The following is a 13,047-nucleotide window of genomic DNA, read 5'->3' on the forward strand; positions in this document are numbered from 1 at the left end:
GGCGCTCAGACTGTCGCCATCACCTCGCCCAGGCGGATGGCGCCACCCGGTTGCCAGACCGGGTTGAACTTCTGCTCGCCCTTGGGGAACAGCATCACGACCGTGGAGCCCAGCAGGAAACGGCCCATCTCGGCGCCTTGCGCCAGACGGATCTCGCGGTCTTCATAGCCCCATTCGCGCACGCGGCCGGGCCGGGGCGGATTCACCAGGCCATGCCAGACCGTGGCCATGGAGCCGACGATGGTGGCACCGACCAGCACCAGCACCCAGGGCCCGATCTCGTCGTTCTCGAACACGCAGACCACACGCTCGTTGCGGGCAAACAGGCCCGGCACGCCACGCGCCGTGGTCGGGTTGACCGAGAACACATCGCCCGGCACGTGGATCATGCGCAGCAAGCGGCCCTCGCAGGGCATGTGGATGCGGTGGTAGTCGCGCGGGCTCAGGTAGAGCGTGGCGAAGCTGCCGTCGCGAAAGGCACTCGCCAGCGTGGCGTCGCCGCCCACCAGGGCCGTGGCCGAATAGCTGTGCCCCTTGGCCTGGAAGATTTGCTCGCCCTCGATCTTGCCGAACTGGCTGATGGCGCCATCCACGGGGCAGATCAGCTGGGCCTCGGCCAGCGGGCGCGCACCGTCCTTCAGCGCGCGGGTGAAGAAATCGTTGAAGCTGGCATAGGCCGCCGGGTCCGGATTCGCGGCTTCGTTCATCGCCACGCCATAGCGCTCGATGAAGCGGCGGATCGTCCAGGTCGTGAGGCCACCGAGCTCGGCACCGGCGAGCCGACCGGCCAGACGGGTCAGCGCCAGCTTGGGCATCAGGTATTGGGGCAGAACGGCAAGGCGGTCGGACACGGAAGTTCCCAGCGTTGAGAGCGGCGGCGATTGTAGGTTGACAGTGCTGGCTGGCACGCCAAACTGCAGCTACCGTCAGATGGAGCAACGCATGGCCGAACCCAAGACCCGCCCGACCCAGCAGCCCGTGTCCGAGTTCATCGCCGCCCAGGCCGAGCCGCGCCGGCGCGAGGAATGCCAGACCCTGGTGGACTGGATGAGCGAGGCCGCCGGCGTGCCCGCCGTGATGTGGGGCAGCGGCATTGTCGGATTCGGCAGCTATCTGTTCACGCCCTCGGGCGGCAAGCCGACCGACTGGCCGGTGCTCGCCTTCGCGCCGCGCAAGAGCGACCTGACGCTCTACGTGCTGACCAACTTTCCCGGCCAGGACGAACTGCTCGCCCGGCTCGGCAAGCACAAGACCGGCAAGGTCTGCCTCTACCTGAAGAAGCTGTCGGACGCCGACCCCGCCGTGCTGCGGCAGATCATCCAGAGCAGCCTGGACAGCATGGCATCGCGCCGGGTGTCCTGAGTTGCCACCGCAGGCTCTGACCTAAACTTGCCCACCTTTGTGCCCTGCCCGCCCCCGTTGCCCGCCATGGAAATCTATCTTGACGCCAATGCCACCACGCCCGTGCTGGACGCTGCCCGCGCGGCCGCCCTGTCTGCCATGGCCGAGGACTTCGGCAACCCGAGCAGCATCCACAGCACCGGGCTGAAGGCCCGCGCCCTGATCGACCGGGTGCGCAGCCGGGCCTCGCGCCTGCTGGGCGCCGGCAGCGGCCGCCTGCTGTTCCTGAGCGGCGCGACCGAAGGCATCCAGACCGCCGTGCTGTCGGCCTTGCGAGCTCTGCGCGAGCGCCGCGCCGCTGGCGATGCGTCGGCCGAGCTGCTGCTTTATGGCGCCACTGAACACAAGGCGGTGCCCGAGGCACTCAAGCACTGGAATGAACTGCTGGGCCTGGGCCTGCGGGTGGAGGCGATTCCGGTCGGCCGCGATGGTCGCCACGACCTGGCCTGGTTGAAGGAACATGCGCCGCGCGCCGGCCTGGTCTGCACCATGGCGGCCAACAACGAAACCGGCGTGATCAGCGATCTCGACGGCATCGAAGCGGCACTCGCCGGCAGCACCTGCTTCTGGCTCGTGGACGGCGTGCAGGCGCTGGGCAAGCTGCCCCTGCGCCTGGCTGAGCGTCGCATTGATTACGCGCCTTTCTCCGGCCACAAGCTCTATGCGCCCAAGGGCATCGGCCTGCTCTATGTGCGCGAAGGCGCCCCCTTCACGCCGCTGATGGCCGGCGGTGGCCAGGAAGGCGCCTTGCGTTCGGGCACCGAGAACATGTCGGGCATCGCCGCCTTGGGCGCGGTGCTGGAGGCGCTCGAGGACGGCAAGAGCTTCCGCGACCACGCCACGCTCGCCACCTTTCGCAATCGCCTGGCCGCAGCGCTGCAGCAGGCCTTCCCCGGCCTGGTCTTCAATGCCCCGCTGGAACAGACGCTGCCCACCACCTTGAACTTCTCGGTGCCAGGCCTTGCCTCGCGCCTTCTGCTGGACCTGTTCGATGCCGCCGAGTTGCGCGTCAGCGGTGGCTCGGCCTGCAGCGCGGCCAAGGCCCAGCCCAGCTATGTCCTGCAGGCCATGGGCCTGCCCGAGTCGCAGACGGCATCAGCGGTGCGCCTGTCTTTCGGCCCGGCCGCGGAGGAGGCCTTCATCAATGAAGCCTGCGAGCGCATCCGCGTCTGCGGCGACACGCTGCGAGAGAACTGCCTGGCGCCCTCGGGCAACCAGGCCCTGATCGGCGATGGCATCACCCGCTTCCTCATGGACGGCGAATGCTGCTGGCTGGTGGCCGACGCCGGCAGCCGACGCTGCGTCGTCATCGACCCGCAGCCCGCCCTGGCTGATCGGCTGGCGCAGCAGTTGCGCTGTCAAGGCTATCCGCTGGTGGCAGTCCTGCAGACCGGCTCGCAAGATGAAGGTGCGCAAGCGCTGCGCGCCGCCATCCCCGAACTGCTGGCTGAAGAAGGCGGCGATGCCTGGGCCCTGGGTCAGCAGACGCTGCGCCGCCTGGCCCTGGGCGACGGCCGCAGCGTCTTTCTGCTGGACCAGCGCGTTGCCTTCATCGGTCGCGCCAGCCCTGCGGAACTCGGCACGGCCGTACTGCCTGCCACGCTCCTGGCCCCGGCCTGCGACCCTGACAACCGCGTGGCCAGCACGCCCACGGCGGCACTCGCTGGCGCAGCAGGCCCCGCGCCCAGCCTGGGCCCGGACGCGCTGCATGCACTCTTGCGTGAGCATCCCGACGCGCTGGTGATCGACGTGCGCGAGCCCTTCGAGCAACGCCTCGGCCAGGCGCCTACGCTGGACCCGGCCGTGGCCATCGAGGCCATGCCGATATCCCGCCTGCTCAATGCCCTGCCCGCCTGGCTGGCCATGCCGGCCGAGCGCCCCATCGTGTTCTTCTGCCGCAGCGGCAACCGAAGCCAGATCGCGGCCCAGTTGCTGGTGAGACTCGGCCATGAGCGCGCCTACTCGCTGGCAGGCGGGTTGGCCCTGTGGCCGCAGCGCGAAGCGGCAGCAGACCCGGCACTCTATGTCTGATTCAGCCGCGCACGAGCACAGCAGCTTCTACAAGTTCGTCGCGCTCACCGACCCCGAGCGGGTTGCCGTCCGGCTGCGCGAGCTCTGCGCCGCCCTGGGCGGCAATGTGCTGGTGGCGCCGGAAGGCATCAGCGGCGCGCTCGGCGGCCTGCCGCAGGCGCTCGATGAATTCGAACACGCGCTGCAGAACGATCCCGTCTTTGAATCCGCCTTCACCGGCATGCAGTTCAAGCGCAGCTTCTGCAAGACCCGGCCCTTCACGCTGTGCAAGGTGCATGTGAAGCCGGAGCTGGTCGCCTTCGGCCTCGAGGGCGTGTCGGGGCTCGTCGACCCCAGCGACACCCATGTCTCGCCGCAGGACTGGCGCGAGCTGATCCAGCGCGACGATGTGGTCGTGATCGACAACCGCAACAGCTTCGAATGGAAGCTCGGCCACTTCAGTGGTGCGGTCGACCCCGGCGTGCGCCATTTCCGCGATTTCCCGGCCTATGTCCAGGCCCACGCCCAGTCGTGGAAGGACGCAGGCAAGACCGTGGCCATGTACTGCACCGGCGGCATCCGCTGCGAAAAGATGGGCGGCTGGATGCAGGACGCGCTGGGCCTGAAGGTGGCGCAGCTGGACGGCGGCATCATCAACTACTTCGAGCAGATGGGCGATGCGGACGCCGACTGGCTGGGCGAATGCTTCGTCTTCGACAAGCGCATCGCCATCGACACCCACCGCGAAGAAACCGCCACCACGGCCGAGCAGGCCTATGGCGATGATCCGGCCGAGGCCTGGCGGCTGGCGCGCGCCAAGCGGCTGGATCCGGCGGGCTGATCAGCCGACGTCGTTTTCTGAAAACATCGCGCGCTGCCGGCCGCTGCTCTTGGCGCGGTACATCGCGTGGTCGGCCGCAGCGATCAGTTCGGTCGCATTGCTGCCGTTCTCCGGGTAGCGGCTGACACCGATGCTGGCGCCGGCCACCAGTTCTGCGCCGCCGTACAGCACCGGCTGCACCAGCGACTCCAGCACCTTTTCGGCGACCGCCGTGATCGCTTCCGGGTCGTCGGCATGGTCCAGGAGGATCACGAACTCGTCGCCGCCCATGCGGGCCACGGTATCGACCTCGCGCACCAAGAGGCGCAGGCGCTGCGACAGCGTTCGCAAGACGGCGTCCCCTGCCGCATGGCCGAGCGTGTCATTGATTTCCTTGAAGTTGTCCAGGTCGATGAACAGCATGGCCAGGCGGCTGCCGTTGCGCTTGGCATGCGCCAACGCATGATCCAGCCGCTCCAGCAGCACGCGGCGATTGGCCAGGCCGGTGAGGCTGTCGTGACTGGCCAGGTGGTCGAGTTCGCGCTGCTTCAGTTCGAGCGAATCGAACTGGGCGCCGATCTGCTGCTGCATGTGGTCGATGCTGCGCGCCAGCACGCCGATCTCGTCGTCGCGCTCCAGCGGCAGCACGCCAGGCTCCTGGCGGCCGCTGGCGAATCGCTGCACCGCCAGGACGATCTGCGCAATCGGACGCGACAACGCGCGCGCAAGCAGGGCGGCCAGCAGCAGCGCCAGCGCGCTGAAAGCCAACACGATGCGCAGGCTCACGGCACCCAGGTGCTCGCTTTCCTTCAGCACCAGCTCCAGTGGCTCGGACAGGCCGAGGATGAACTCCTCCTCGCTGCGCAGGCCCGCAATGGGCTGGCGCACGAAGGCTGCCACCTGGGCCGCGCCATCAACACCCGCCTCCACCGAGGTCACCAGCTGGCCGGGCAAGCCCGGCTGCTGCTTCACCAGGGCCTCCGCCGCCGGGAAGCTGTCCTGCAGGAGCGCGCTCTGGCCACGGTCAAAGGCAAAGGCCTTGCTGCGGTCCGGATGGATCAGGAACTCGCCCGCGCCATTGCTGAGATAGAGCTGCAGGCCAGGAGGCAGGTCGGCAGCCAATTGATCGAACAAGCGATCCAGGTCGACATTGATCACCATCACGCCAAGCACCTGGCCATCGGCCGAGCGCACCGGCGCGGCCACTTGCAGCGAAGGCTTTTCCAGGCCCGCATGTGCGCCGACTTCGTGATTGATCACCGCCCTGGAGACATAGACCGCGCCCGGCGGCAGGGCCAGGGTCTCGAACACATAGGGATAGTGGCCCTTCTCCTGCAGATCGTCTTCCGCCACCCGCAGCACGCCGGCGTTGTCGCGGTCCACCCGCAAGCGCTCGAGGCCGTGATCGGCGGCGGCGATCAGCCGCATCTGGTAGTACTCGGGATGAGTTGCCAGCATGCGCTGGAACAGCAGGGCGCTGTTGACCTCGCTGCGCGCCAGAAGCGCCGGATCGCTGCGCGCCAGCAGGCGGGCTGCCATCGGATGCTCGGCAAACAGGAGAACGTCACGCGCCGTGTTGTCCAGGCCGACGGCCAGCTGCCGCACCAGCACGCGCGTGGCGGTAAGCAAGCGCTCTTCTGCCGCAGCCACCAGCAACTGCCGGCTCGCCGAGTAGCCGTAATAGCCGGTGAGACCAGCGGCGAGCACGCCCACAGCGGCCAGCGCAAGGCCCAGTCGCCACGCGATGCCGAGTTTCATGGCGCCAGCACCTTGGCCGCGCGATCGCCCGAGCGGATGCGGGCCCACAGCGTTTCGCGCGCCGCGGCGTCTTCAACCGGTTCCAGCCAAAGGAGCTTGGCCGAGCTGGCACCGGCCGCCGACTCGGCCGTCGTGCTGGCCAGGCCTTGCCGGCTCACGAGCAGGGCACTGGCCTGCTTGCCGAGCAGATGATCGATCCAGGCATGGGACAGCGCGAGGTCGGCCGCGGCGCTGGTCAGCGCCCAGCAATCCAGCCAGGCGAGCGCGCCTTCCTTCGGGATTGCATAGCCCACATCAACGCCGGCAGCCTTCAGCAGCTGGAACTGCTGCATGCCGTAGTTGGCGTACATCAGCGCGGCGCCATGGCGCTGGAACATGCGCACCGATTCTTCCGGCTGTCCGTAGAAGGACAGCACATTGCGGCGCAAGTCCACCAGTTTGTCCACGGCGCGCGGCTTCATATCGGCCGGCAGCTTGAAAGGCGTGGGCAAGCCCAGCGCCAGGGCAGCGAGCGAGAAGTTGTGGCTGCCGCCGTTGTAGGCGATCACCTTGCCACGCCACTGCGGGTCCCAGAGCGCGTGGATCGAAGTCGGCGGCTCCTTGAACTGGCGGCGGTCGTAGATCAGGCCCATCTCGGCATAGGCGAAGGGAATGCCGAAGACCAGCGCGCGCTCGCCCTGGCCGTGCACCAGGCCAGGTATCGCAGCCAGATCGCGAAAGCGCGGCAGCTGCTGCGCCGTGTTCGGAATCAGCCGACGGTTCACCTCGCGCACGAGGCCCGCGGCGATATAGCGCTGCAGTTCGGCGGTATTGACCGCAAACAAGTCAAAAGCCGGACCCGGCTTGGCGTTGAGCTTCTGCCAGAGCGCCTCGTCGGAATCGATGACGGTCAGCTCGACCTTGGCGCCCGTCTTCTTCTCGAACTCACGCAGCACCTCGGGCTCGACATAACCGGGCCAGGCCAGCACCCGCAGCCTGGGGCCGGCAAGCGCGCCTTGCAGCGACATCAAGGCCAGCAGCAAGCCCAGGACCCAGGCCATGCGGAGCCGGCCCAGGACGGGGTTGAACTGGAAACTGCGGGCATCCATGCGGCCATCGTAGATGATGGAGTCACGCATCCTCAGGGATTCACCCGAGCAAAACCTCATGACCCGCCTTTCTTTTCACTTTCTACGACTTGCCGCAATGCTTCTGCTGGCTTGCAGCCCACCGGCCCGGGCTGCGCCTGCCGCGCCTGCTGCACCAGCGGCCTCTGCGCCGAGCGCCGACTGGCTTGACTCGCAATCCCAGCTGAGCTGGGCCCGGTGCGTCGAGGGCATGCAATGGACGGGCAAGACCTGCACCGGCCAGCCCCTGCTGCTGACCCATGCGCAGGCGCTGGCCCGGGCCGCCTCGCGTGCCAGGGAAGAAGGCCTGCCCTGGCGCGTACCGCGCGTGCCCGAGTTGCGCCGCCTGCAGGAGAAGGCCGGCAGGTCGGGCTTGAACGGCGGCGAATTCCCGGCTGCGCCCGCCGAATGGCATTGGACGGCGACGGCCAATGTTCGCCAGGACAAACCCAACCCGTACAACTACGGCAATGTCGCGAACGCCCGCGGTTCCAACGCCAACGACACGCCCTTCTTGCTCGGCTGGGCGGTGCAATGGCCGGGCGGCGAGGCGCGCGGCGACATTCCCAAGAGCCGGCCCTTGCCCGTGCGCCTGGTGCGCTCCGCGAATGTCGCGAACTAGGCCCGCATGCAACAGAAGGCAAGCGCCGGCGGGGGCGCTTCGCCAACCGCGATAATCGCGCCCTGTCGCTGCATCACCAGCCCTTCGCGCCCCTTTTGCCCATGTCCAACCTGATCGTCCACGGCGGCACCCCTCTGAATGGCCGCATCATTCCATCGGCCAACAAGAATGCGGTCCTGCCCATCCTCTGCGGCACGCTTCTGAGCGCCGAGCCGATCCGGCTGCGCGGCGTGCCCGAGATCACCGATGTGAAGAAGATCGTCGAGGTCTTCCGCAAGCTGGGCAGCGAGGTCGAGATCGACTTCAAGACCGGCATCCTGGACGTTCACCACAAGAACACGCGCTTCGACCCGGCGGCGGACCGCCTGCCGGAAGAGATGCGCTCGTCCATCATGCTGGTACCCGGTCTGATGGCCCGCTTCCGTGCGGCGCGCGTGGAAGACGACGTCAAGGGCTGCACGCTCGGCGCCCGCGAGATCGACCCGCATGTGGAAGTGTTCCAGCGCTTCGGCGCCGATGTTCAGCGCCTGCCCGACGGCCTGCTCTGCACCGTGCCGGGCAAGCTGCAGGCCAACGACCACTGGACCGATTACGCCTCGGTCACCGCGACCGAGAACTTCGTGCTCTGCGCGGCGCTGGCCGAAGGCACGTCCACCTTGATGAACGCGGCCTCGGAGCCGCATGTGCAGGAGTTCTGCCAGTTCATGGTGATGCTGGGAGCCCAGATCGAGGGCCTCGGCACCTCGCGCCTGAAGATCACCGGCATCGACGCCCTGAAGGGCGGCGAGTTCAGCTTCGCCGAAGACTTCCACGAGATCGTCACCTTCCTGGCGCTGGGCGCCATCACCGGCGGCGATGTGCGGGTCAAGAATTCGCAGCCCGAGCAGTTCCCGCTGATCGATCGCACCTTCGCCAAGTTCGGCGTGCAGATCATTCATGAGGACGGCTGGTCGCGCTCCGTCACCGAAGGCGGCAAGCTCAAGGTGAAGGAACCCTTCACCCGCAACATTCTGCAAAAGGTCGAGGCCGCGCCCTGGCCCTACCTGCCGGTGGACCTGCTGCCCATCTTTGTCGCCCTGGGCGTCAAGGCCGAGGGCAGCGTGATGTTCTGGAACAAGGTCTATGACGGCGCGATGGGCTGGACCTCGGAGCTGTCCAAGTTCGGCGCGCACGCCTTCCTGTCGGACCCGCATCGCATGGTGACCTTCGGCGGCAAGCCGCTGGCGCCGGCCGAGGTCGAGAGCCCCTACATCATCCGCGTGGCCATCGCCCTGCTGATGGTGGCGGCCAGCATCCCCGGCCGTTCGGTGATCCGCAATGCCACGCCGATCCGACGCGCACATCCGCATTTCGTTGAAAACATCTCGCGCCTGGGCACACGCATCGAGTGGGTCGAGGGCGACTGAAATGGCTTGGTGGCGTAGCGCTGCGGCGCTCCTGGCCTTGCTGGCCGGCTTTGCATCGGCCCAGCCGGGCGAACCGGCGGCCCTGCCGACCCTGCGCTGGCTGGTGCAGGACATGCCGCCGCATTTCAGCTATGCCAATGGCCATGCTCCCAAAGTCGTCGAGGACCTGGGCGACGGCGAGATCTCGGGCTTTCTGCGCCTGCTGATCCAGCGCATGCCGCAGTACCGGCATGAGTTCATCGAAGCCAGCCTGCCGCGCTTCGAGACCCTGGTGCGCCAGGGCGAAACGCTGTGCTCGGCCTTGCACCTGCGCAAGCCCGAACGGCTGGACTGGCTGCACTTCACCCAGCTCCATCCGCCGCTGTTCTCGCGCCAGATCCACGTGGTCGTGCATCGGGACAACCTGGCCCGTTTCGAGGCACAGGGGCAGCTGCTGCGACTCAGTGAGCTGCTGCAGCGCAAGGACCTCGTCGGCCTGCTGTCGCGCGACCGTGGCTATGGCAACCAGATCGACAAACTGCTGCTGGCCGCAGCCGCAAGTGCGCCAGCGACGGTGGTGACGGGCCGCAGCATGCACCTGCTGACCATGCTGCGCGCCAAGCGCATGGACTGGACGCTGGAATACCCCTCGGTGGTGGATGCTGCCGGCGGCGGTGACCTGGTCAAGCTGCCACTGGCCGAAGGCCGCAGCACGGCCGTGGCCACCGTGGCCTGCAGCCGCAATGCCGAGGGCAAGCAGCGCATCGAGGCGATCGATGCCGCAGTGCGCAAGATGGCGCAAGACCCGCAGCGCGACAGCTGGGTCCGAGCCTGGCGCGGCGATGCACTGGACGATGCCGATCGACGCATGATCCAGCGCTACATGGACGAGCGCGCTCGCGGCGGCTCGCTGGTCGAGTGAACGCCGTGCCGGGCCGAGCCTGAGGGTGCACCGATGACACGGCCGACCAAGCCTGAGCTGCCGTTGCTGCACGGGGTCAATGCCAGCGCCGTGGCCTGTCCGGCCGGGCCCTGGCTCTTGCTGCTGGACTTTCTCGCCGAGCGCCTGCCCATGGTGAGCAGGGATGAATGGGCCACACGATTGGCCAACGGCGAGGTGCTCGCCGAGACCGGCCAGGCGCTGGCGCCCACGGCACGCTATGCCACCGGCACCAGAGTCTTCTATTACCGACAACTGGCGCACGAAGAAGTGATTCCCTTCGAGGCGCAGGTGCTCTACCGCGACGACTGCCTGCTGGTCGCGGACAAGCCGCATTTCCTGCCCGTGACACCCAAGGGGCGCTATGTGCAGCAGACGCTGCTGGTGCGGCTGCAGCGCGAGCTGGGGCTGACGAATCTGAGCCCCGTCCATCGGCTGGACCGGGAGACGGCCGGCCTGACACTGTTCTGCATCCAGCCTGCTCACCGCGATGCCTATCAGCGCCTTTTCCGCGAGCGTGTGGTCGATAAGGTCTACGAGGCGGTCGCGCCGTTTCGGCAAGACCTGAGCCTGCCGCTGGACTATCGCAGCCGCCTGGCCGAGCGCGAAGACCGGTTCATGCAGATGCACGAGGTAGCCGGCGAAGCGAATGCCGAGACGCGGATCTCGCTGATCGAGCGACTGGCGGCTGGCTTGGCCCACTACGAACTGCGGCCGCGCACCGGCATGAAGCATCAGTTGCGGGCACAGATGTCCGCACTCGGGATGCCCATCGTTGGCGACCGGATCTACCCGGTCCTGCAGCCGGAAGAGGCAGTGCCGGACTACCATCGCCCCTTGCAATTGCTGGCGCGCAGCATCGCCTTCACAGACCCGGTCACCGGGCAGCATCGGCAGTTTGAATCGCGATTGCGGCTGGTGGCCGCAGCAGGCGACTGAGCGCTGCTGGTCAGCGGCCGTGCGATTGGGCCTCGAGCACCTGCTCGCTGACCCGGCGCGCGGCGCGCAGCACCAGCGTTTCGTCCATCTGCGCCTGGGCGGCCATGCTGTGGGCCACGGCCTCCAGCTCACCGGGCTGGTTCGTCAGCACCCAGGCGAGTGCCGAGATGGCGCAGATCGAGCGGCGCTGGATCGCTTCGCCCATCAGCATGGTGTCCTGCACCTGCACATGGTGGCGCACGCTGGCCACGGCCGCTGGCGCCAGGCCCCAGCTTTCGCACAGCGCAGCGCCCAGCGCATCGTGGCTCACGCCAAAGGCCGTGTGCTCCAGCTGCACGAGCTCAGCATCGCGGGTGGCGGCCCGCAGCATCGCAGGATAGTGGGCCGGCGCATGGCGATAAAGCACTGCCTTGCCGCATTCCTCGAACAGACCGGCCGAATGGGCGGCCCAGGGATCAACTCCCAGCATCTGGCCCATGCGGCCCATCAGGAGGCCGCGTTGCGCGGCACGGTTCCAGACCGGCTCCAGCTCGGCAGCCGGCGGAAAGGCGGCGCGCAAGCCCATCTCGAACGTGATGGCCGACACCTCGCGCATGCCCAGATAGGTCAACGCCTGGTGTACCGTCTGTACACGGCCCTTGAGGCCGTAGAGCGAGGAGTTGACCGCCTTCAGCACCGCTGCGGCCAGCGCCATGTCAGATTCGACCAGCGCAGACAGCGCCTGCAGATCCACGTCCTCGGCCGCCATCAGCAAGGAGAGCTTCACCAGCACTTCGGGCTGGGTCGGGATCTCGATGTCGAGTGAACGCAATTGGGGATCAACGGGCATGGTGAATTGAATTGTGTTGGGCGTAGCCTGAGCTCGCAATGGTAGCCGCCCTGAGTATCACCTCAAGAAGGCGTCCCAGGCCGTTTTGAGTATCAAGGCTCCCACCACCACGATGAACATGCCACGCACGAAACCGGCGCCGCGCGCCAGTGCCATGCGGGTGCCGATCAGGCTGCCGGCCACATTGGTCACAGCCATCACGGCGGCCACATGCCACCAGACATGGCCCTTCATCGCAAACAGCAGCAGCGCAGCCGCATTGGTCGCGGTGTTGAGCAGCTTGGCGCTGGCCGAGGCATGCAGGAAATCGAAGCCCAGCAAGCGGACGAACAGGAAGACGAAGAAGCTGCCGGTGCCCGGGCCGAAGAAACCGTCATAGAAGCCGATCAGCAGGCCGATTGCGCTGGCGATGAGCGCCTGCAAGCGGCCGGCGAAACGTGGCTCATGCAGCCGGCCCAGGTCCTTGCGCGCCAGTGTGTAGGCGAACACGGCCAGCAGGATCAGGGGCAAGGCCTTGCGCAGGCCGTCCGGGTTGATCAGGGTCACGGCCCAGGCACCGGCAAAGCTGCCGACCAGGGCCGCAGTGGCTGCCGGCAGCAGGGCCGACCAGGGCATGTCGACGCGGCGGGCGTATTGCAGGGTCGCCCAGCCGGTACCCCAGATGGCGCCGCCCTTGTTGGTGCCGAACAGCGTGGCCGGCGCGGCTTGCGGGAACACGCCGAACAGTGCGGGCACCAGGATCAGACCACCGCCTCCGACCACTGCATCGACAAAGCCGGCCAGCAGGGAGGCGGCAGCGGCCACAGCAAGTTCAAACATCGGGGCTCAGCTCGGTTCGCAGGACAAAGGTTGACGAAGAGGGGTCGGCATGCGACGAAAAAGAACGGGCGCCTGGCTTGTGGCCGGCGCCCGCGAATTGTGTATGTCAACGAATCAGTTCGTTCGTGTTGCTCTGCTTGTGTATGTCTCCTCAGCCCCGCCGGCGTCTGCTGCTCGCACAGCCACGCTTCGAGTGGGATGAATGTAGAAGGATGACCCGATGCACGCACTTGGGGTTTCACCCGAACGTCACGCACCAAAATGGAATGTTTGCGTGCGCACACATCCTGAAATTACTAGAAAATTCCGGTGACTTGATCTGCCATCAAGCCGCACCTGAATCACCAACGAAGCCTGCGTTCGCGCAAATCGATGGTCTTCCGGCGTTGGGCAGCTGCATCGAAAGCAACACTTTGTC

12 protein-coding genes are annotated in these 13,047 nt (G+C 67.2%); 7 read left to right on the plus strand and 5 right to left on the minus strand.

The genetic code is table 11. The features are described from left to right. Positions 1-5 precede the first annotated feature (5 nt). Positions 6-851, minus strand: a complete 846-nt coding sequence (asd, locus tag ABT392_RS15095; RefSeq protein ID WP_395385417.1) for an archaetidylserine decarboxylase — start codon at positions 849-851, stop codon at positions 6-8. Between the two features lie 91 nt (positions 852-942). On the opposite strand from asd, the gene ABT392_RS15100 reads away from it, so the two are divergent. The 3 genes from ABT392_RS15100 (at position 943) to trhO (ending at position 4,252) form a co-directional block, all read left to right on the plus strand. Then, on the plus strand, positions 943-1,362 hold the full coding sequence (locus tag ABT392_RS15100; RefSeq protein WP_395385416.1) for a DUF1801 domain-containing protein: 420 nt from the start codon (positions 943-945) through the stop codon (positions 1,360-1,362). Positions 1,363-1,428: 66 nt separating this feature from the next. Then, positions 1,429-3,432, plus strand: coding sequence for an aminotransferase class V-fold PLP-dependent enzyme (locus ABT392_RS15105; protein ID WP_395385415.1), 2,004 nt, complete (start codon positions 1,429-1,431; stop codon positions 3,430-3,432). After that, positions 3,425-4,252 carry an oxygen-dependent tRNA uridine(34) hydroxylase TrhO gene (trhO, locus tag ABT392_RS15110; protein ID WP_395385414.1) on the plus strand — a complete coding sequence of 276 codons (828 nt, stop codon included), beginning with the start codon at positions 3,425-3,427 and terminating at the stop codon, positions 4,250-4,252. Before ABT392_RS15105 ends, trhO begins: the two co-directional genes overlap by 8 nt. On the opposite strand, the gene ABT392_RS15115 is transcribed toward trhO, so the two are convergent. Then, positions 4,253-5,989, minus strand: a complete 1,737-nt coding sequence (locus ABT392_RS15115) for a diguanylate cyclase domain-containing protein (RefSeq protein ID WP_395385413.1) — start codon at positions 5,987-5,989, stop codon at positions 4,253-4,255. It abuts the gene before it with no gap. Beyond that, complete coding sequence (locus ABT392_RS15120; protein ID WP_395385412.1) at positions 5,986-7,107, minus strand: extracellular solute-binding protein; 1,122 nt, start codon at positions 7,105-7,107, stop codon at positions 5,986-5,988. The genes ABT392_RS15115 and ABT392_RS15120 overlap by 4 nt, the downstream gene beginning before the upstream one ends. A gap of 67 nt (positions 7,108-7,174) precedes the next feature. Between ABT392_RS15120 and ABT392_RS15125 the strand changes: the two genes are divergently transcribed. From ABT392_RS15125 to ABT392_RS15140, 4 genes are all read left to right on the plus strand, one after another. Beyond that, positions 7,175-7,717, plus strand: a complete 543-nt coding sequence (locus ABT392_RS15125; RefSeq protein WP_334278181.1) for an Lcl domain-containing protein — start codon at positions 7,175-7,177, stop codon at positions 7,715-7,717. A gap of 101 nt (positions 7,718-7,818) precedes the next feature. Then, a complete protein-coding gene (locus ABT392_RS15130) occupies positions 7,819-9,123 on the plus strand; it encodes a UDP-N-acetylglucosamine 1-carboxyvinyltransferase (protein ID WP_395385410.1) in 1,305 nt (434 codons plus the stop codon). Between the two features lies 1 nt (position 9,124). Further along, positions 9,125-10,024 (plus strand): hypothetical protein, encoded by a 900-nt coding sequence (locus ABT392_RS15135; protein ID WP_395385409.1) that lies wholly within the window; start codon positions 9,125-9,127, stop codon positions 10,022-10,024. A 33-nt stretch (positions 10,025-10,057) separates the two neighbouring features. Then, positions 10,058-10,981, plus strand: coding sequence for a pseudouridine synthase (locus tag ABT392_RS15140; RefSeq protein WP_395385408.1), 924 nt, complete (start codon positions 10,058-10,060; stop codon positions 10,979-10,981). A gap of 10 nt (positions 10,982-10,991) precedes the next feature. On the opposite strand, the gene ABT392_RS15145 is transcribed toward ABT392_RS15140, so the two are convergent. Both ABT392_RS15145 and ABT392_RS15150 read right to left on the minus strand, forming a co-directional pair. Next, positions 10,992-11,810 carry an HDOD domain-containing protein gene (locus tag ABT392_RS15145; RefSeq protein WP_334278185.1) on the minus strand — a complete coding sequence of 273 codons (819 nt, stop codon included), beginning with the start codon at positions 11,808-11,810 and terminating at the stop codon, positions 10,992-10,994. Positions 11,811-11,867: 57 nt separating this feature from the next. Continuing rightward, positions 11,868-12,629: a TSUP family transporter gene (locus ABT392_RS15150; protein ID WP_395385407.1), complete on the minus strand. Its 762-nt coding sequence runs from the start codon at positions 12,627-12,629 to the stop codon at positions 11,868-11,870. Positions 12,630-13,047 lie beyond the last annotated feature (418 nt).

Source organism: Paucibacter sp. JuS9, from assembly GCF_044043925.2.
GTDB lineage: Bacteria > Pseudomonadota > Gammaproteobacteria > Burkholderiales > Burkholderiaceae_C > JAUASW01.